This window comes from Cupriavidus sp. H18C2, from assembly GCF_049393795.1.
GTDB classification, from domain to species: domain Bacteria; phylum Pseudomonadota; class Gammaproteobacteria; order Burkholderiales; family Burkholderiaceae; genus Cupriavidus; species Cupriavidus pauculus_C.
This window is the reverse complement of the sequence record NZ_CP186010.1, coordinates 86,524-105,779: the sequence shown is the minus strand read 5'-3', so window position 1 is coordinate 105,779 and position 19,256 is coordinate 86,524. Positions and strand designations below refer to the sequence as shown.

Sequence of the window (19,256 nt, the reverse complement as noted above, 5' to 3'; positions counted from 1 at the left end):
CCTGTTCCTGCCGGGTCCGGGGCGGGCGGTGCGGTCAGTCCGGCTCCCGGACCGTGCCGTCGACGTAGAGCCAGCGTGCCGGCGTGCCCGGCTCGCGCGGCTCGAAGACGAAGCGGCTCAGTTCCTCCAGCCGATGGGCGCGCCCGCCCACCTTGTAGCGCGCCACGAAGGCCACCGTGGCGTGGGTGTCGTCCTGCTGCGCGTGCGAGCGCACCGTCAGCCCCAGCCAGCGCGTGCCCGGATCGGGCGACAGGTCGTCGGGGCAGGTGGACACATGCCAGGTCTGGCGCAGCCAGCCTGCGTCGCCCAGCACGTAGGCGCTGTAGCGCGAGCGCATCAGCGCCTCGGCCGTCTGCGGCATGGCCTCGCCGCGATGAAAGCGGCCGCAGCACGTGACGTAGGCGCCGTTGCCGCACGGGCAAGGCTCGCTGGCGGCGCCGGCCGCGCGCTTCCTGGTCATCCGAGCAGCTCCGGCAGGTCGCGCATGTCGGTGAACACGGTTCGCACGCCGGTGGCGCGCAGCGCGTCGGCATCCGTGCGGGCGGCGTAGCCGAACACGGTCATGCCGGCCGCCACGCCGGCCGTGGCGCCGGTGGGGCTGTCCTCGATCACCGCGCAGCGCGCCGGGTCCACATTCATGGTGCGGGCGGCCAGCAGGTAGACGTCGGGCGCCGGCTTGCTGTGCTCCACCTCGCTGGCCGTGAAGATGTGCTCGCGCGTGTCGTCGGTGAACAGGTCCAGCAGCGCCGTGTGCGTGAGCTGGAGCTTGACCTTGATGCGGTCCGCGCCGGACGCCACGCACACGGGCAGGCCGCGCGCCTTGATCGCCTCGATGGCCTGGCGGATGTGCGGCACGGCCTCCAGTTCCTCGATCAGCGCGGCGTCGCGGCGCACGAACCATTCGGACAGGAAGTTGCGCGGCAGCGGCTTGCCGAGGCGGGCCTCGATGTTGCCGAGTTCGTCGCGCACGGCGCGCCCGAGGAACCATTGCATCGATTCCTCCAGCGTGATCTCGATGCCGAGTTCGTTGAGCACGCGGTTCAGCACGCGATGGACGATCGGCTCGCTGTCGACGAGCACGCCGTCACAGTCGAAGATCACGCAATCGAAACGGGCGGCCTGGTTTGCTGCGGTCATGCGGGTTTCTTTTCCTTGGAAAGTTCGTTGCCGCCGACGGCGCGCAGTTCGGTCTGCCGCCGGCTCTTCAGGTGGGCCTCGACCTGCTCGAAGCGGTCGAAGCCCCAGAACGGCTCGCCGTCGATGATCACGAACGGCGACCCGAACACGCCCTTGGCCATCGCCACGTCGATCTCGGCCTTGAGCTGGTCCTTGATCTGGTAGCTCGTGGCGCCTTCGTTCATCGCCACCGGGTCGATGCCCAGCGCCTCGGCCAGCCTGCCCAGCTCGGCCGGCTCGGCGATGTTCAGGTCGTCGACGAACAGCGCGCGGTACACGGCCTTGGCAAAGCTGGCGGCCAGGTCGGCGCCGTGGTGGTTCTGCAGCCAGAGCATGGCGCGGGCGGCGTGCTGCGTGGGCAGCGGAAAGTGCGTGGGGCGCTTGTACTCGATGCCGTGGAACTGCGCGGTGCGCTCGAAATCGCGCCAGCAGTACTCGCCCTTGAGCGGGATGGACGGCAGCGGCGACGAGCCCGTGGTCTTGAACACCACGCCCAGCAGCACCGGATGCCACAGCACGCCGCGCCCGTACTTCTGCGCGAGTTCGTCGATGCGGGTGCTGGCAAAGTAGCCGTAGGGCGAGGAGAAATCGAAGTAGAAGTCGATGGGGGCGGTCATCGCAGGGGGCTCCGGTTCGGGTACGACGGCGTGGACGGGGACGGTTTCAACGGGACGGCGGGTACATCATCCTAGCGCGCGGGCGATGAGGATCTTCTGGATGTCGCTGGTGCCCTCGTAGATCTGGCACACGCGCACATCCCGGTAGATCCGCTCGACCGGGAAATCGTTCACATAACCGTAGCCGCCGAACACCTGGATGGCATCCGAGCACACGCGCTCGGCCATCTCGCTGGCGAACAGCTTGGCCATGGCGGCCTCCTTGAGGCAGGGGCGGCCGGCGTCCTTGAGCGACGCGGCGTGCCAGACCATCTGGCGGGCCACCTCGATCTGCGTGGCCATGTCGGCCAGCCGGAACTGCACGGCCTGGTGCTGGAACAGCGGCTGGCCGAAGCTCTCGCGTTCCCTGGCATAGGCCAGCGCCGCCTCGAACGCCGCGCGCGCCATGCCGATGCTTTGCGACGCGATGCCGATGCGCCCGCCTTCGAGCCCGGACAGCGCCATCTTGTAGCCGGCGCCCTCCTCGCCCAGCAGGCAGCCGGCCGGGATGCGGCAGTCCTCGAACACGATCTGCGCGGTGTCCGACGAGTGCTGGCCCAGCTTGTCCTCCAGCCGCGCGACGATGTAGCCGGGCGTGGACGTGGGAACCAGGAACGCGCTGATGCCGCGCTTGCCGGCCGCCTTGTCGGTGACGGCCATCACGATCGCCACGTCGGCGTGCTTGCCGCTGGTGATGAACTGCTTCACGCCGTTCAGCACGTAGTGGTCGCCGTCGCGCGTGGCCGTGGTGCGCAGCGCGGCGGCGTCGGAGCCCACGTGCGGCTCGGTCAGGCAGAACGCGCCGAGCATCTCGCCCCGGGCCAGCGGCACCAGCCACTGCTGCTTCTGCGCGTCGCTGGCGAAGGCCATCAGCATGCTGCACACCGGGCAGTTGTTGACGCTGATGACGGTGGACGTGCCGCCGTCGCCGGCCGCGATTTCCTCCAGGATCAGCGCCAGCGACAGGTAGTCGAGCCCGGCGCCGCCCAGTTCCTCGGGCACGGCCACGCCGTAGGCGCCCAGGCGCGCCAGTTCGCGGTGCACGTCCTTGGGAAAGGTCTTGTCGCGGTCCCACTGGGCGGCCTGCGGGGCGATGACGTCCTGCGCGAACTGGCGCACGGCGTCGCGGATCATTTCCTGTTCGGGGGTCAGCAGCATGGGCGTCGGGCCTTACCAGGGGATGGGCGAGCCATCGTAGTTGTGAAAGCTGCCATTGTCGTGATGCGTCAGGCCGGCCAGCGTGCGGCGCATGCCGGCCACGCTCTGCTGCGGCTTCAGGTCGGCGTTGGGGCCGCCCATGTCGGTCTGGACCCAGCCCGGATGCAGCGCCACGCAGATGGCGTGCCGCGCGTCCAGCGACACGGCCTTGACCACCGCGTTGGCGGCGGCCTTGCTGACGCGGTACATCCAGGCGGCATTGCTTTCCATGCCGCCAATACTGCCCATCTTCGACGACAGCACGGCCAGCACCCCGCCCCGGCCGTGGTTGCCGGTCTCGACGAACGGCAGCACCAGCGGCAGCGCCATCATCGGGCCCAGCACGTTGGTGTGCATCACGGCGTCGAAGTCCTGCCGCGACACGGGCTGCGCGCCTTCCGTGCGCGGGCCGATCACGCCGGCGTTGTAGATCGCCACGTCAAAGCTCTCGCCGTCGAGCTTCCAGCCCAGGCCGGCCACCTGGCCGGCGTCGGTCAGGTCCACCTGGTGGGCCTCGGCGCCCAGCGCCGCCAGCGCGGCGACGCCTTCGGCGCTGCGCGCGGCGGCCACCACGCGCCAGCCGTCGGCGCGGTACTGCCGGACGAATTCGAGACCGAGACCCCGGGAAGCCCCAAGGACGAGCGCGGTAGGCATGGCGAGACTCCAGCAGGTTGCGGGAAAGATGCGGTCAGACGATTTCGATGCCGACGGCCGTGGCTTCGCCGCCGCCGATGCACAGGCTGGCCACGCCGCGCTTGCCGCCGGTCTTGCGCAGCGCGCCGATCAGCGTGGTCATGATGCGCGCCCCGGACGCCCCGATGGGGTGCCCCAGCGCGCACGCGCCGCCGTGAATGTTCACCTTGTCGTGCGGAATCTTGAGGTCGTGCATCGCCGCCATCGGTACGACGGCGAACGCTTCGTTGATCTCGAACAGGTCCACGCTGTCGGTGGTCCAGTCCAGCTTGCGGTAGAGCCTGGCGATGGCCTCAACCGGCGCCGTGGTGAACCAGCCCGGCGCCTGGGCGTGCGAGGTGTGGCCCAGCATGCGCGCCAGCGGCTGCAGGCCCAGTTGCTTCGCGGTGGATTCGCGCATCATCACCAGCGCGGCGGCGCCGTCGTTGATCGACGACGAAGACGCGGCCGTGATGGTGCCGTCCTTGGCAAAGGCCGGCTTCAGCGACGGGATCTTGTCCACCTTGATGCGGCGCGGGCCCTCGTCGGTGTCGATCACCGTGTCGCCGCCCTTGCCCGAAACCGTCACCGGGGCGATTTCCCAGCGGAAGTCGCCGGACTCGGTGGCCCGCTGCGCGCGGCGCACCGATTCCATCGCAAAGGCGTCCTGCTGTTCGCGCGTGAACTGGTACTTGGCGGCGCAGTCCTCGCCGAACGTGCCCATGGCGCGCCCCCCGCCTTTCTCGTCACGAATGTAGGCGTCTTCCAGCCCGTCCAGCATCATGTGGTCGTAGATCATGCCGTGGCCGATGCGGTAGCCGCCCCGGCCCTTGGGGATCAGGTACGGCGCGTTGGTCATGCTTTCCATGCCGCCGGCCACGGCGACATCGAACGATCCGGCCAGCAGGCCGTCGTAGACCGACATGGCCGCGCGCATGCCCGACCCGCACATCTTGTTGACCGTCGTGCATGCCACGTCGAGCGGCAGCCCGGCGCCCAGCGCGGCCTGCCGCGCCGGTGCCTGGCCCTGCCCGGCGGGCAGCACGCATCCGAAGACCACCTCCTGCACCTGCTCCGGCCGGATACCGGCCCGCTCCACGGCCGCGCGGATGGCCGCCGCGCCAAGCTGGGGCGCCGTCAGGCTGGCCAGCTCGCTCTGGAACGCGCCCATCGGGGTGCGCGCCGCGGAAACGATGACGATGGGATCGCTGGAAGGATGTTGCATGTCGGTGTCTCCTCGGAGGCCCGGTCCGGGCCTCGACTGGTGGATCAGCGGATCGATGCCTGGGGGGGGCTCGCCGTACTGCTGCAGCGCCGCGGCGGTCTGGGCCTGCAGTTCGTCGTTGTTGCTGGCGGCCATGCCCAGGTCGCGCAGCAGGCCGTCGGACACGCCGTAGATCCAGCCGTGCACGGTCACCTGCTGGCCGCGTGCCCAGGCGTCCTGCAGCACGGTGCTCTGGCAGACGTTGTTGACCTGCTCGATCACGTTCAGCTCGCACAGGCGCGTGTGGGCGTCGTCCTCGCGCAGCACGGTGCCCAGGTAGGCCGCGTGCTTGTCGGCCACGTCGCGCACGTGGCGCAGCCAGTTGTCGCACAGGCCCACGCGCTCGCGCTTGAGCGCCACCTTGACGCCGCCGCAGCCGTAGTGGCCCACCACGGTGATGTGGCGCACCTTGAGCACCTCGACCGCGAACTGGATCACCGACAGCGCGTTCAGGTCGCTGTGCGAGATCACATTGGCGATATTGCGATGGACGAACACCTCGCCCGGGGCCAGGCCCAGGATCTGGTTGGCCGGCACGCGCGAATCGGAGCAGCCGATCCACAGGTACTCGGGCGCCTGCTGGTTGGCCAGGCGGGTGAAGAAGGCCGGGTCTTCCGCGTTGACGCGGTCCACCCATTCGCGGTTGTTGCGGAACAGCTGGGCGATGGCGTCACTCATGCTGCCCTCCTTGCGTGGTCGGTTGTTGCGGCACCGTAGCGGTGGATGAAGCGGATGTGTTGTGGATAGGCAAAGACATCGTGAAAATGGCCGGCCAGCAGCCGGTCCTTGTGTTGCTGCCACATGGCGGCGTCAAAGAAATCGGGATGGTGCCGCAGGAACGCGGCGCGCACGCGGTCATCCCCGAGCAGGAACGTGCGAAAGGTCTCCGGGAAGATGTCGTGCGGACGTACGGTGTACCACACCTCGCCGGACATTTCCTCTTCCTCGTTGCGCGGCTCGGGCACGCGGCGGATGTTGCAGTCGGTCAGGTACTCGATCTCGTCGTAGTCGTAGAACACCACGCGGCCGTGCCGCGTGACGCCGAAGTTCTTGTAGAGCATGTCGCCAGGGAAGATGTTGGCGGCCATCAGCTCCTTGATGGCGTCGCCGTACTCGCGCACGCCGTGGTCCACCTGGGCGTCGGTGCCTTCCTGCAGCCAGATGTTCAGCGGCGTCATGCGGCGCTCGATGTACAGGTGCCGCACGACGATTTCCTCGCTGCCGTCGGGCGCGCGCTGGCGCTCCAGCATCGACGGCACGTGCTGCTCCAGCTCGCGCACCAGCGCCTCGTCGAAGCGGGACAGCGGGAAGGCCACGTCCGAATACTCCAGCGTATCGGCCATGCGGCCCACGCGGTCGTGCCGCTTGACCAGCTGGTACTTGGCTTCCACCTGGGCGCGCGTGGTCTCCTTGGGTGGTGCGAAGGCGTCGCGAATCACCTTGAACACGTACGGAAACGACGGCAGCGTGAACACCAGCATCACCAGCCCCCGGATGCCGGGCGCCACGATGAACTTGTCCGACGAATGCTGCAGATGGTGCAGGAAGTCGCGGTAGAACAGGTTCTTGCCCTGCTTCTGCAGCCCCAGGCTGGTGTAGATTTCGGCGCGCGACTTGCGCGGCAGCAGGTCGCGCAGGAACGTGACGTAGGCCGACGGAATCTCCATGTCGACCAGAAAGTAGGCGTGCGTGAACGAGAACAGCACCAGCAACTGCTCGTGCTGCAGCAGCACCGTGTCCAGCACCAGCTTGCCCGACGCGCCATGGACGACCGGGATCGCCATCGGATAGGTCTGGTCGCCGTTCAGCACCCGGCCGATGATGAACGCCGACTTGTTGCGGTAGAACAGCGACGACAGCGTATGGACCTGGAAATTTGGCGCAACGGCGAAGTCGCCGGCGTGCTCGTCGATGGCGCGCAGCACGTAGCCGATGTCGCGCTTCAGGTCCTCGAACGGCACGTCGAGCTGGAAGTTGTGGACGATCCGCTCGAAACAGGCCGCCATGCCGGCCCGGCTGCCCGGGTAGTAGGCGCGGTAGGTGGGCCGCGTGGGCGATTCCTCGTTCTCGATGTACTCGGTGGACAGCGCCGGCCGCACGAAGATGAAGTCGTTGTTGAAGTACGACCGGTGCAGGATCCGCGTGCAGACCGAATTGAAGAACGTCTCGGCCAGCTCGGGCTGGTGGTGGTTGGTCAGCAGGCCGATGTAGTGGAGCTTGATCTGCTGCCAGATATCGTCGGCGATGTGCCCGGCGTCGTATTGCGCCTGCAGGATCGCCACGGCTTCCTGCACGCGGTCGTTGTAGAACGCGATGCGGTCCCGCTGCAGCTTGCGCAGGCCGTGCCAGTCCGCGGCCTCGAAGCGCGCCTTGGCCTCGATGCCGGCGTCGCGGAACAGCCGGTAGTGCTTGTCGAAGCCGTCCAGCATGGTCCGCGCCACATCGTAGGCAATCTGCGACGACAGCAGCTTGGGAAAGTGGGACATGGCTCTCGAAGGTTCCGGGGCGCGGCGGGAGGGTCTGCAGACGAAATTGTAATGGCGTTCGGGACTTCCCTTCGGGTCGCCCCAAGCGCCGTTTGCGTAACTTCTGTCCTTACATCGTTTCCGCGAACAACTCGCGGCCAATCAGCATGCGACGGATTTCGGACGTACCGGCGCCAATCTCGTACAGCTTGGCGTCGCGCCAGAGCCGGCCCACCGGGTATTCGTTGATGTAGCCGTTGCCGCCCAGGATCTGCACCGATTCGCCGGCCATCCACGTCGCCTTCTCGGCCGTGTAGAGGATCACGGCGGCGCAGTCCTTGCGCACCTGGCGCACGTGGTCGGTGCCCAGCGCGTCGAGGTTCTTGCCCACGGTGTACAGGTAGCTGCGGGCGGCCTGCAGCGTCGTGTACATATCGGCCACCTTGCCCTGGATGAGCTGGAATTCGCCGATGCTCTGGCCAAACTGCTTGCGATCGTGGATGTACGGCGTCACCACGTCCATGCACGCCTGCATGATGCCGACCGGGCCGCCCGACAGCACGGCGCGCTCGTAGTCCAGCCCGCTCATCAGCACCTTGGCGCCGCCGTTTTCGGCCCCCAGAATGTTCTCGACCGGCACTTCGACGTCCTGGAACACCAGTTCGCCCGTGTGCGAGCCGCGCATGCCGAGCTTGTCCAGCTTCTGCGCCACCGAGAACCCCTTCATGCCCTTTTCGACGATGAAGGCGGTCATGCCGCGCGCGCCCAGGTCTGGTTCGGTCTTGGCGTAGACCACCAGCACGTCGCAGTCCGGACCGTTGGTGATCCACATCTTGGTGCCGTTGAGCACGTAGCGGTCGCCCTTGAGATCGGCGCGCAGCTTCATGCTGACCACGTCGGACCCGGCGTTCGGCTCGCTCATCGCCAGCGCGCCGATCCAGTCGCCCGACACCAGCTTCGGCAGGTACTTGGCCTTCTGCGCGGCCGTGCCGTTGCGGTGGATCTGGTTCACGCAGAGGTTGGAGTGCGCGCCGTACGACAGCCCGACCGACGCCGACGCGCGACTGATCTCCTCCATCGCGATCATGTGCGCCAGGTAGCCCATGTTGGCGCCGCCGTATTCCTCGGCCACGGTGATGCCCAGCACGCCGAGGTCACCCATCTTCTTCCAGGCGTCCATCGGGAACTGGTCGGTGCGGTCGATCTCGCCGGCGCGCGGGGCCAACTCGGCCTGCGCCCAGTTGCGCACCGATTCGCGCAGCATCTCGATGTCTTCGCCGAGGTGGAATTTCAGGCCGGGGAGTTCGGTCATGTTTGGGTCTCCTGTTTGTCCGGATATTTTATTGACGTTTACGTAAACGTCAATTGGGGCCGACACGCGGGGCAGCGTGCGGCGGCGCGATCAGGCCGACTGCGTCTTGGGGGCGCCATGATGGCTCGCCAGCAGCGTCTTGCACTGGCGTTCATGCTGGTCGATCTCGGCCAGCTGGGCCTGCAGGTCCTCCAGCTGGCGCTCCAGCGCGCCGCGGTGCTGGGCCAGCAGGTGCAGAAAACGTTCGAGCTGCGGCGCGGTGTCGCGCGGCGATTCGTAGAGATCCAGGATCTCGCGGATCTCGTTGAGAGTAAGCCCTAACCTTTTGCCGCGCAGCGTGAGCTTGAGGCGGGTGCGTTCCCGCCCGTTGTACACGCGCTTGCGTCCGCTGGGGCCTTCGCGGTCGGGCGACAACAGGCCCTGGTCCTCGTAGAACCGTATCGCGCGCGGCGTGATCTCGAATTCACGTGCCAGATCGGTGATCGAGTACGTGGCGGTGGATGGCTGAGCCGACATATGGCGTCCTGCAAAAATGAACGGTCGTTCGCGGATTCGTTGCACGATCAACTTTTTGGACTAAGATGACGTGCAGGGCCGGCGAATTGACGTTAACGTTAGCGTCAACCGTCGCGCCTGACAATCCAGAAGAGCGAGCCCCGCAGCCCGCCGCCTTTTCCACGAGACAAGCCCCATGAACGCACTCGAACATCAGCTTCAATACCCGTTTGGCGATGCCATGCCCGACCCCGGCACGCGCCAGGAAGTGGCGCCGGGCGTGTACTGGCAGCGCATGCCGCTGCCGTTCGCGCTGGACCATATCAACCTGTGGCTGCTGCGCGACCGCATCGACGGCCGTGACGGCTGGACCATCATCGATTGCGGCATCACCAACGACACGATCCAGGCCCACTGGGAAACGATCTTCGCCAACGAGCTGGAAGGCTTGCCCGTGCTGCGCGTGCTGGTCACGCATTGCCACCCGGACCACGTGGGCCTGGCGCACTGGATCTGCAAGCGCTGGGACGTGCGACTGTGGATGAGCCTGGGCGACTACATGTCCGCCCGCGTGATGGCCGGCGGCTCCGGCGTGGGCTCCAACGCCGGCGGCGACTTCGCGGCCAGCCATTTCGCCCGCCACGGCCTGACCGACCCGGAAAACCTGGAAAAGCTGCGCGCGCGCAAGAGCTACTACCCGTCGCTGGTGCCGGACCTGCCCACGCAATACCGCCGGCTGATGGACGGCGATACCGTCCGCATCGGCGCCGATCCGGCCACGGCCGCGTGGCGCGTCATCACCGGCTACGGCCACGCCCCGGAGCACGTGGCGCTCTACAACGCCGCCACCAACGTGCTGATCTCCGGCGACATGGTGCTGCCGCGCATCTCCACCAACGTCAGCGTCTTCGACATGGAGCCGGAAGCCAACCCGCTGCAGCTCTACCTGGACTCGCTGGGCAAGTACGAGGACCTGCCGGCCGACGTGCTGATCCTGCCGTCCCACGGCCGGCCGTTCCGCAACCTGCACACGCGGCTGCGGCAACTGCACGAACACCATGCCGACCGCCTGGCCGAGACGTTGCAGGCGTGCGCCGAGAAGCCGTGCAACGCGCACGACATCGTCGGCGTGATCTTCCGCCGCCAGTTCGACATCCACCAGTTGACCTTTGCGATGGGCGAGGCGCTGGCGCACCTGCACGCGCTCTGGCATCGCGGCGAACTGGTGCGGCAGGTGGACGACGACGGCGTGGTGCGGTTCCGCAAGGCTTGAGCGGGGTCAAACCCCCGCCGCCGCCAGATCGCGCAGGTACCGCACGCCGGCCACCGCGCGGCTGCCGTACCAGGACAGCATCTCGCCATCCACCAGCAGCACCGGCTTGCCGATCTGGCGCTCCAGCGTGTCGGCGTGGTCCTCGGTGAAGCGGTACGGCTCGGTCGACAGCAGCACGGCGTCCAGGTCGCGCACCAGCGCGTCGCTCCAGCGGAACGTCGGGTAGCGCTCGCCGCCCGCGTTCGGCCGGCTGCAATCGCCGTCGACGCAGGCCAGCGGCGTGGCGTCGGGCCACGTGGCCCAGTTCACCAGCGCCAGCATCTGGCTGATATAGGTGTCGTGCGACACGGTCATCCACGGGTCCTGCCAGATCGCGTAGAGCACGCGGCGCGCCGGCCAGGTGCGGTCCTGCAAGGCGTCCAGCGCGGCGCGCAGGTCGTCGCCCAGCCGGGCGGCCTGCGCCTGGCGGCCGAAGATGCCGCCGATCAGGTCATAGAGCGCGAAGTTGTCGGCCGGCCGGCACGGATGGGTGACCACCACATGCGGCACGAAGCCGCGAATCTCGTCCACGGCCTCGCGGCGGTTCTCGTCGATGTTGACGATGACGTGGGTCGGCGCCAGCGCCCGCAGCTTGTCGAGCCTCACGTCCTTGGTCCCGCCCACCTTTTCCACGGCACGCACCGCCGGCGCCGGATGGATGCAGAACCCCGTGCGCGCCACGACCTGCCCGCCGAGCCCCAGGTCGAACAGCAGCTCGGTGATCGACGGCACCAGCGACGCGATGCGCACCGGCCCGCTGGCCGGCGCGTGCGGCTGCCCGAGCGCGTCAGTCCACATCGTGCGGCTGGCCAGCGCTGCCCGAGGCGCCGGGCGGGAAAGGGGTCTGGGAGGTCATGGGCGTCAATATAGCGCTTCCGGCCAGCGCGGGCGCGGCGGCGGCCGGAAACAAAACAGCCCGGGCAGGCGCTGCACCGGGCTGTTTCGAAAGGCGGGGGGAGACGATCAGAGCTTCTTGTCGCGCACGCCCGTGACCAGGAAGTCCATCGCCTGGATCGCGGCGCCCTTGGTGCCGGCGATCGACGGCGACGTCTCGTACTTGCCCTGCACCACCACGGTCGGCACGCCGTCGATCTTGTAGGCGTCGGCCACCTTGTTGGCGCGCTGGGCGTTCGTCGTCACCGAGAACGAGTTGTACGTGTCCAGCCACTGCTTGCGGTCGATGCCGTTGGCGGCCATGAAGTCGGCAATCTCGTTCGTGTCCACCATGCGCTTGCGCTGCTTGTGGATCGCGTCGAACACCTTGGTGTGCATCGCGTCGACCTTGCCCAGCGCTTCCAGCGCGTAGAAGATCTTGGTGTGCGGCAGCAGGTCGTCGCGGAAGGCCACCGGCACGCGCTTGAACACCACGTCCTTGCCCTGCTTCTTTACCCACGCTTCCAGTTCCGGCTCGAAGTCGTAGCAGTGCGGGCAGCCGTACCAGAAGAACTCGGTCACTTCGATCTTGCCAGCGGGCACCGGCTGCGGGGCTTTCAGAACCGTGTAGTCCTTGCCTTCGGTCGGCGCGGCCATGGCGGCGGGCGCGGACATCAGCAGGCCGCTCACGGCGGCAGCGGTGGCGATCAGTGCGGCGATTTTCTTCATGTCAGAAGGGCCTTACGGGTTGTACGCGCTCGGCGAGCGGATGGATTGCGTCTAAGACCGGGCCGGCGGCACTTGGTTCGCATGGCCGGCCCGGTCAGATTTATTTCAACGGATTACTGCTTGGTGAACCGGATCACCGAGGCGTCGAAGCCGGCCGACTGCAGGCGGTCGCGCGCACGGTTCATGTCCTCGATCCGGTTGAACGGTCCCAGTCGAACGCGGTACATCTTGACGCCGTTGACATCGCGGTCGGTCACCTTGGCCTCGAACCCCTGCATGGCCAGGTTGGCCTTCTGGCGGTCCGCGTCGTCCTGCGAGCGGAAGGCGCCCACCTGCAGCAGGTAGCCCACCTTGTTGGCATCGGCCTGGGCGATCTCGGCGATCGGGTCCGCCACCGGCTTCTCGGCCGGGCGGGCGGGCGGCTTTTCGGCGGGCTTTTCGGCCGGCTTGCTGGCCACCGTGCCGTTGCTGGCGCCGGGCACCTCGGCCGGGCGGCTGGTGGCCACGGGCGGCTGCGGGGCCGCCGGCTGCTCGGCCGGGGCCACCGGCTTGGCCGGCGTCTTGCTCCAGAGCGGCTTGTTCGGATCGCTGGGTTCGCCGCCGGGCTGGGCCTGCTGGGCCGGGTTGGGCAGCGTGCTGGACACATTGCCCGGCTCGGTCGGCCGCGGCGCGGGCGCGTTGCCGCCCTTGAACGGCGCCGGGGACTTGGTGATGTACAGCGCGATGACCACGGCAATGGCCAGGCCGACGATCAGCCCGAGCACCAGGCCCAGGAACGTGCCGCCACGCTGCGTCTGGCGATGGCGGACGGCGCGCAGGGCGCGCTTGGCATTGTGTTGCATGTAGTCCTCTTCGGTGATGCCGGGGATTATAGAGCCACTGCCGTGACGCGAAGTTCAGGCCGCCGGGGAATCGGCTTCCGGGGCGCGATCCATCCGTTGCGGCGCCGACACGCCGATCACGGCCAGGCCGTTGCGCAGCACCTGGCGCGTGGCCGCCAGCAGCGCCAGGCGGGCCTGCTTGACGGTGTCGTCGTCCACCAGCACGCGGTCGGCGTTGTAGAACGCGTGGAAGTCGCCCGCCAGGTCGCGCAGGTAGAACGCCACCGCGTGCGGGGCCAGTTCGCCGGCGGCGGCGGCCAGCATGTCCGGGAATTCGGCCAGCCGGCGGCCCAGCGCGATGGCCTGCGGGCTCACGTCCGCGGCCGTCACGGCGGCCAGGTCCACGCTGGCCAGCGCCGGCAGGCGGGCCTGCCAGTCCGCGCCGCCCCAGGCCTCGAAGATCGAGCAGATGCGGGCGTGGGCGTACTGCACGTAGTACACCGGGTTCTCGTCGTTCTGCTTCAGCGCCAGGTCCACGTCGAACACGAACTCGGTATCGGCCTTGCGCGACAGCAGGAAGAAGCGCACCGCGTCGCGGCCGCGCGTGAAGTGGGCCGGCCAGTCGGCCACGCCGCCGTCCAGGCAGCCGCGGATCGTCTCGTCGCCGCCGTTGCTCCACTCGATCAGGTCGCGCACGGTCACGTACGAGCCGGCGCGCTTGGAGATCTTGACCTCCTCGCCGTTCTTCATGACCGTGACCATCTTGTGCAGCACGTAGTCCGGGTAGCCCTTGGGAATGCCGATGTCCAGCCCCTGCAGGCCGGCGCGCACGCGGGCGATGGTGCCGTGGTGGTCGCTGCCCTGCACGTTGATGACCTTGGCGAAGCCGCGTTCCCACTTGGTGGTGTGGTACGCCACGTCCGGCACGAAGTACGTGTACGTGCCGTCGGACTTCTTCATGACGCGGTCCTTGTCGTCGCCGTCGTCGGTGGTGCGCAGCCACAGCGCGCCTTCGTTCTCGTAGGTCTTGCCCTTGCCGACCAGCGATTGCACGGCGGCATCCACGCGGCCGTCGCTGTACAGCGACGATTCCAGGTAGTAGCGGTCGAACTTCACGCCGAACGCCTGCAGGTCGATGTCCTGCTCGTTGCGCAGGTACGTGACCGCAAAGCGGCGGATCGATTCCAGGTCCTCGATGTCGCCCGACGCCGTGACCGGCTCGCCGTCGGAGGCCGCCACGGTCTTGCCGGCCTTGAAGTCGGCGGCGATATCGGCGATGTAGTCGCCGTTGTAGGCCGACTCCGGCCAGCCGGCGTCGCCCGGCTTCAGGCCCCGGGCGCGCGCCTGGACCGAGATGGCCAGCGTGTGGATCTGCACGCCGGCGTCGTTGTAGTAGAACTCGCGGTGGACCTTCCAGCCCTGCCAGGCCAGCAGGTTGGCCAGCGCGTCGCCCAGCGCCGCCTGGCGGCCGTGGCCCACGTGCAGCGGCCCGGTGGGGTTGGCCGAGACGAATTCGACCAGCACCTGGCCGTGCTCGCCGGCCGGGCGGGCGCCGAACTGGTCGCCATCGGCCAGCACGGCGCGCAGCACCTCGGCGCGGGCGGCCGGGCTCAGGCGCAGGTTGATGAAGCCGGGACCGGCAATTTCCAGCGCCGCCACCAGCGCGGACGCGCGCGGGTCGGCCTGCACGGCGGCCACCACCTTCTGCGCCAGTTCGCGCGGGTTGGTCTTCAGCGCCTTGGCCACCTGCATGGCGATGTTGCAGGCCAGGTCGCCGTGAGCGGCGGCCTTGGGGCGCTCGAACGTGACCGCGGGCAGGGTGGCATCGGCCGGGGCGAGCGCGCGCACGGCGTCAGTGAACGCGGCGGCGAGTTGGGAGGTCTGAACAGGCAGCATGGATATCTTGGCCCTGAAAGGCTGGAATGCTTCCGGCTGGGGGCAGGCTCGAAGTGGAGGCCCCGCCGCGCGCGCCGGCAGTCGAAATCGGGAAACGCGGAATTTTATCAGGTGCTATGCTGACATCATGCGACGACCTGTGCGCCCCGCGCCTCCACTGTCGCGTTACGTGAAAGGAAACATCATGCTGATCACCTTCAAATCCCACGCGGCGCAGGACCTGATCATGATGAAGGATCTTGCCATGACCCTGCTTGGCATCATCGGCAAGCACCTGGGCGAACGCGGGGTGATCACGTCCGAGGAGCTGCCGGGCGCCATCCGCAAGCTGGAAGCCGCCGTCCTGGACGCGAAGAAGGTCCACCCCGCCGACACCACGGTCCACCCCGACGTGGATGACGAGCGCGAGGAAGAACCGCTGCACCTGGGCCAGCGCGCCTACCCGTTCCTGGACATGCTGCGCGCGTCGCAGAGGGAAGGCACGGACGTGATGTGGGGCGTCTGAGGCGCCTCCGCTGATTCCGGGCCGCCTTCGGGCCGCCCGGCCCGGTTCCACCCCACCCTGACGGGCGCCGCCACCCCGGCGGCGCCTGTCCACCCCCGCCCCGGGCGCGACGCCGCCCCACCCCCTTCTTCGACACCAAAAAAAAGAACCCGGACACCGCTGGGTGTCCGGGTGTCCCGGATCAGGGATATATCCGGAAAGGGGGTTGCTGCAGGGCAGAGGGGGAGAGACCCTCGGTATTCTTGCGGGCCCGGCTGTGCCGCCGGTGCGTCCCGGGCGCGCCCGGCTATTCGCCGTGGCGGCGCGAGGACGCCAGCAGCAGGCCGACAAAGGCACCCACCAGGGCTGCCACGCCCACCGCCTTGAGCGGGGATTCCACGACGCGCTGGCGTCCGTGGTCGACCGCGACGTCCACCTGCCCGCGCGCCCAGTCCATGCCTTCGCGGCTGCGTTCGCGCATGCGGTCGGTCAGTTCGTGGGCGCGGGCCCGCAGGCGGCGGCCGGCGGCCATGCCTTCGGCGGAACCTTCATGCGCCAGCACGTCGATGGTCTGCTGGAGCTGGGTGATCAGCGCCTTCACTTCGTCGGATACCGGGCCGACGGCGTCGCGGGTGTCGCGGGCCGAATGCCGGATCTGGCGCACGGCGGCATCTGCGCTGTCGTGCAGATGGTTGATTTCCTTCCGGATCTTTGGATTCTGCGTGAGCATGGATACTCCTTTAAGTCCAGTCCTGGCGTGGAGTCCCGCGGTATGCCACCGCGGGCCCCGCGAACCTGGCGCTTAACGTCGGCGCACCAGGCCCATCACGGCGGCCACGAGGGCCACGACCAGGAAGATGAAGAACAGGATCTTCGCGATTTCCACGGCGCCGGCTGCAATGCCGCCGAAGCCGAAGATTGCCGCCACGATGGCGACGATGAAAAAGACGAGTGCGTAGTACAGCATGACCAGTCTCCCGAGGTTAGCGAACGCGCCGTCCTGGCTTTGCGTTCTGCTTGCGCCACGGTGCGCAAGCTCATAGCCTCACTCTAGGGTTCGGCATGTGGACCGCACACCGAAAACAGACCGATTCAGATGTCAGCCGAGTCCTACACCTCACCCCGTCGGGCGCTGGATGCGCGGCCGTGGCGGCCCCGGTACGATTGACCCTGCCAAAATGATGTGATTCCATGTCCGCACGCCCGCGCGGGCGCGTGCCCAACCCGCTGAGTTCCGATGGCCAAGCATTCCCTACTCCTGAGAAATACCCTGCTGCTGGCGGGAGGCATCGTGCTGACGCTGGCCGTGCTGATCGCATCGGAAACGGGCAACCTGCGCCTGCGCCAGGGCTACACCGAGGCCATCCGCTCCCAGCAGCTGCAGAGCGACCTGGGCGCGCTGATCGCCGAACTGGTCAACGCCGAGGCCGGCCAGCGCGGCTTCCTGCTGACCGGCAAGGAAAGCTACCTCGACCCTTACTACAAGGCGCTGCCGCAGATCAACGAGCTGATGGCCCGCGTGCGCCAGCACTACGCGAACGACCCCGAGGGGCTGCGCCAGTTCGGCGAGGCGTCGCAGTTCGTCACGCGCAAGCTCAACGAGATGGCCCTGACGCTGGTCTACGGCAAGCGCGACGTCGACGTGGCGCTGGACCTGATCCGCACCGACTTCGGCAAGCAGACCATGGAAAGCGCGCGGCGCGGCCTGGAGCAGCTGCAGGTGCGCGAATCGGGCACGGTCACGCACAACCTGGAGGCCGCCGAGCATGACCTGCAGTTGTCGCGCTACGGCATCGGCCTGCTGACGGCGATCAACATCCTGCTGCTCGTGGCCGTGGGCCTGGGCCACCAGCGCCGCATGAAGATGGCCGAGGCCGCGCGCGCCCAGCTCGAAGAGGAAAGCGCCCGGCTGGACCGCAAGGTGCGGGCGCGCACGCGGCAGCTGTCGGCCCTGGCGGCCCACCTGCAGCGCGTGACCGAGGACGAGAAGACCCGTCTGGCGCGCGAACTGCACGACGAGCTGGGCGCCATCCTGACCGCGATCAAGCTGGACCTGCACTGGGTGAAGATGCGCGTGCAGGCGTCGCACCCCGACGCGCGGGACAAGATCACGCGCGTCATGCAGCATGCCGACCAGGCCATCCAGATCAAGCGCCGCCTGATCGAGGACCTGCGTCCCACGGTGCTGCTGAACCTGGGGCTGCGCGAGGCCATCATCCAGCACGTGGAAGACGTGGGCGCGCGCAACCAGTGGGAAACCGAGGTGGACCTGCCCGAGTCGCTGCCGCAGTTGCGCGACAACGCGGCCATCGCGCTGTACCGGATCGTGCAGGAATCGCTGACCAACGCCAGCAAGTACGCCGAGGCCAAGCACATCTCGGTGGCGCTGGCCTGCACCAGCCAGCAACTGACGCTGACCGTGCGCGACGACGGCCGCGGCCTGCCGCCCGACTTCGACGCCGGCAGCATCGCCGGCCATCACGGCCTGCTTGGCATGGAACAGCGTGTACTGGCGCTGGGCGGGACGATCCACGTCGACTCGTCGCCCGGCCAGGGCGTGGCCATCCGCATCGAGGTGCCGCTGACCACCAGCGTGCTGGCACCGCCGGAGGAAACCACGGAAGTTTGAAGGGTGTCGTCCGCGATGTCCCGCTCGCCTCTCCCGCCGCGCGGGAGGGACAGCAAACCCATCGGGAGATTTGAGTCAGGGCCGGCTTACGCCGACGTTGCGTAGTCCTCGATCACCCGGAACACCTGCTCCAGCTCCAGGGACTTGTCGAAGAAGTAGTCCGCGCCTGCCTCGGTGCACTGGCGGCGGTACATCGATACCTGCGCGTGGTTGGTGTAGACGATGCGGATGCCCGATAGCTGGGCCTTCTGCATTTCGCGCAGGACGTTGATGCCGTTGCCCTGGCGCAGTTGCAGGTCGACGATGGACACGTCGTAATGGCCCTGGGTGGCCAGCTTGACCGCGCCGCTTTCGGTATCGGCCCAGTCCACCGACTCCACGAACGGGAAGGCGGTCAGGTATTCCAGCAGCATGCCCCGCAAGACTTCGGAGTCCTCGATCAGGAGGACTCGCAGCGAGCGGTTGGGAGAGGCCGAGGCGTGCTCCGGCATGGCGCTAGGCAACTGTCAGGCGAAGGGGTGGACGAGCGAGGGCGCTGGCATGTGCAACGTGATGTCGGCCTATTCCACGAGCCCGTTCTTGATGGCGTAGTAGGTCAGGTCGGCATTGGTCTTCATGCCCATTTTCTCCAGGATGCGGGAGCGGTAGGTACTCACGGTCTTGACGCTGAGGAACAGCTCGTCGGCGATCACGGACACCGACTGGCCGCGCGACAGCTTGCAGAAGATCTGGAACTCGCGCTCGGACAGCGTCTGGTGCACGGGTTGCTCGGTCGGCTTGTCGAGCCCGCCGATCAGCAGGTCCGCCACGGTGGGGCTCACGTAGCGGCGGCCCTGGGCCACCGTACGGATTGCCTTGACGAGATCGTCCGGCGCCGATTCCTTGGTCAGGTAGCCCGAGGCGCCGGCACGGATCAGGTTGATCGCGTACTGGTCTTCCGGGTAGGTCGACAGGATCAGCACCGGCAGGTTGGGCAGGCGCTGACGAATCAGCTTCAGGACATCGATGCCGTTGCGGTCCGGCATCGAGATGTCGAGTACGAGTACGTCGAACTCGCTGTCGCGCAACTGCGCCATCACTTCGTCGCCGCTGGCGGCTTCGCCCGTCACCTTGATGTCGGGTTCCTCTGAAATGAACTGGCGCAGACCGGCGCGCACGATCTCATGATCGTCGGCGATCAAGACGCGAATCATCGGTGTCTCCACGGTGAGGGGGGCGACCCGCGGCCGAAAGGCGGCCCGGGCCGGTTTCCTGCATTGTAGTGCCGACGCGACG

General features: G+C 67.9%; 20 protein-coding genes and 1 pseudogene. 3 read left to right on the top strand and 18 right to left on the bottom strand.

Annotation, left to right across the window (positions count from 1 at the left end):
* Positions 1-34: 34 nt before the first annotated feature.
* From EPAKOI_RS00505 to EPAKOI_RS00460, 10 genes and pseudogenes are all read right to left on the bottom strand, one after another.
* Entirely contained in the window at positions 35-460 is a 426-nt protein-coding gene (locus tag EPAKOI_RS00505; protein ID WP_423192706.1) for a YchJ family metal-binding protein, read from the bottom strand.
* Positions 457-1,137 (bottom strand): HAD family hydrolase, encoded by a 681-nt coding sequence (locus tag EPAKOI_RS00500; RefSeq protein WP_423192705.1) that lies wholly within the window; start codon positions 1,135-1,137, stop codon positions 457-459. The genes EPAKOI_RS00505 and EPAKOI_RS00500 overlap by 4 nt, the downstream gene beginning before the upstream one ends.
* Complete coding sequence (locus EPAKOI_RS00495; RefSeq protein ID WP_124682708.1) at positions 1,134-1,793, bottom strand: 2-hydroxychromene-2-carboxylate isomerase; 660 nt, start codon at positions 1,791-1,793, stop codon at positions 1,134-1,136. The genes EPAKOI_RS00500 and EPAKOI_RS00495 overlap by 4 nt, the downstream gene beginning before the upstream one ends.
* Before the next feature lie 66 nt (positions 1,794-1,859).
* Entirely contained in the window at positions 1,860-2,990 is a 1,131-nt protein-coding gene (locus tag EPAKOI_RS00490) for an acyl-CoA dehydrogenase family protein (protein WP_124682709.1), read from the bottom strand.
* A gap of 12 nt (positions 2,991-3,002) precedes the next feature.
* Positions 3,003-3,683 (bottom strand): SDR family oxidoreductase, encoded by a 681-nt coding sequence (locus EPAKOI_RS00485; RefSeq protein ID WP_313838867.1) that lies wholly within the window; start codon positions 3,681-3,683, stop codon positions 3,003-3,005.
* A 34-nt stretch (positions 3,684-3,717) separates the two neighbouring features.
* Positions 3,718-4,926 carry an acetyl-CoA C-acetyltransferase gene (locus tag EPAKOI_RS00480; RefSeq protein ID WP_124682711.1) on the bottom strand — a complete coding sequence of 403 codons (1,209 nt, stop codon included), beginning with the start codon at positions 4,924-4,926 and terminating at the stop codon, positions 3,718-3,720.
* A 108-nt stretch (positions 4,927-5,034) separates the two neighbouring features.
* Positions 5,035-5,643: pseudogene (gene can / locus EPAKOI_RS00475) on the bottom strand (carbonate dehydratase); the annotation flags it as partial.
* Complete coding sequence (gene aceK / locus EPAKOI_RS00470) at positions 5,640-7,451, bottom strand: bifunctional isocitrate dehydrogenase kinase/phosphatase (protein ID WP_423192704.1); 1,812 nt, start codon at positions 7,449-7,451, stop codon at positions 5,640-5,642. The pseudogene can and the gene aceK, both read right to left, overlap by 4 nt.
* 109 nt (positions 7,452-7,560) lie before the next feature.
* Complete coding sequence (locus tag EPAKOI_RS00465) at positions 7,561-8,742, bottom strand: isovaleryl-CoA dehydrogenase (RefSeq protein WP_124682714.1); 1,182 nt, start codon at positions 8,740-8,742, stop codon at positions 7,561-7,563.
* A gap of 90 nt (positions 8,743-8,832) precedes the next feature.
* Positions 8,833-9,258, bottom strand: a complete 426-nt coding sequence (locus EPAKOI_RS00460) for a MerR family transcriptional regulator (protein WP_124682715.1) — start codon at positions 9,256-9,258, stop codon at positions 8,833-8,835.
* Positions 9,259-9,433: 175 nt separating this feature from the next.
* Here EPAKOI_RS00460 and EPAKOI_RS00455 point away from each other — a divergent pair, with 175 nt between their 5' ends.
* Complete coding sequence (locus tag EPAKOI_RS00455; RefSeq protein WP_423192703.1) at positions 9,434-10,510, top strand: MBL fold metallo-hydrolase; 1,077 nt, start codon at positions 9,434-9,436, stop codon at positions 10,508-10,510.
* Positions 10,511-10,516: 6 nt separating this feature from the next.
* Here the strand turns inward: EPAKOI_RS00455 and EPAKOI_RS00450 are convergent, their stop codons facing one another.
* The 4 genes from EPAKOI_RS00450 to argS form a co-directional block, all read right to left on the bottom strand.
* Positions 10,517-11,347, bottom strand: coding sequence for a helical backbone metal receptor (locus EPAKOI_RS00450; RefSeq protein ID WP_423192702.1), 831 nt, complete (start codon positions 11,345-11,347; stop codon positions 10,517-10,519).
* A 165-nt stretch (positions 11,348-11,512) separates the two neighbouring features.
* On the bottom strand, positions 11,513-12,151 hold the full coding sequence (locus tag EPAKOI_RS00445; protein ID WP_124682718.1) for a thiol:disulfide interchange protein DsbA/DsbL: 639 nt from the start codon (positions 12,149-12,151) through the stop codon (positions 11,513-11,515).
* 113 nt (positions 12,152-12,264) lie between these two features.
* Positions 12,265-12,993, bottom strand: coding sequence for an SPOR domain-containing protein (locus EPAKOI_RS00440; RefSeq protein WP_423192701.1), 729 nt, complete (start codon positions 12,991-12,993; stop codon positions 12,265-12,267).
* A gap of 54 nt (positions 12,994-13,047) precedes the next feature.
* Positions 13,048-14,868 (bottom strand): arginine--tRNA ligase, encoded by a 1,821-nt coding sequence (gene argS / locus EPAKOI_RS00435; protein ID WP_124682720.1) that lies wholly within the window; start codon positions 14,866-14,868, stop codon positions 13,048-13,050.
* 184 nt (positions 14,869-15,052) lie between these two features.
* On the opposite strand from argS, the gene EPAKOI_RS00430 reads away from it, so the two are divergent.
* Entirely contained in the window at positions 15,053-15,373 is a 321-nt protein-coding gene (locus EPAKOI_RS00430) for a DUF1840 domain-containing protein (protein WP_423192700.1), read from the top strand.
* Positions 15,374-15,659: 286 nt separating this feature from the next.
* Here the strand turns inward: EPAKOI_RS00430 and EPAKOI_RS00425 are convergent, their stop codons facing one another.
* Positions 15,660-16,082 (bottom strand): DUF883 family protein, encoded by a 423-nt coding sequence (locus EPAKOI_RS00425; protein ID WP_124682722.1) that lies wholly within the window; start codon positions 16,080-16,082, stop codon positions 15,660-15,662.
* 72 nt (positions 16,083-16,154) lie between these two features.
* Positions 16,155-16,319, bottom strand: coding sequence for a DUF1328 domain-containing protein (locus EPAKOI_RS00420; protein ID WP_124682723.1), 165 nt, complete (start codon positions 16,317-16,319; stop codon positions 16,155-16,157).
* A 270-nt stretch (positions 16,320-16,589) separates the two neighbouring features.
* Between EPAKOI_RS00420 and EPAKOI_RS00415 the strand changes: the two genes are divergently transcribed.
* Entirely contained in the window at positions 16,590-17,981 is a 1,392-nt protein-coding gene (locus EPAKOI_RS00415; RefSeq protein ID WP_124682724.1) for a CHASE3 domain-containing protein, read from the top strand.
* Positions 17,982-18,067: 86 nt separating this feature from the next.
* Here the strand turns inward: EPAKOI_RS00415 and EPAKOI_RS00410 are convergent, their stop codons facing one another.
* Together EPAKOI_RS00410 and EPAKOI_RS00405 are read right to left on the bottom strand one after the other, a co-directional pair.
* A complete protein-coding gene (locus tag EPAKOI_RS00410; RefSeq protein ID WP_124682725.1) occupies positions 18,068-18,472 on the bottom strand; it encodes a response regulator in 405 nt (134 codons plus the stop codon).
* 69 nt (positions 18,473-18,541) lie between these two features.
* Entirely contained in the window at positions 18,542-19,174 is a 633-nt protein-coding gene (locus EPAKOI_RS00405) for a response regulator (protein WP_061956399.1), read from the bottom strand.
* Positions 19,175-19,256: the final 82 nt, after the last annotated feature.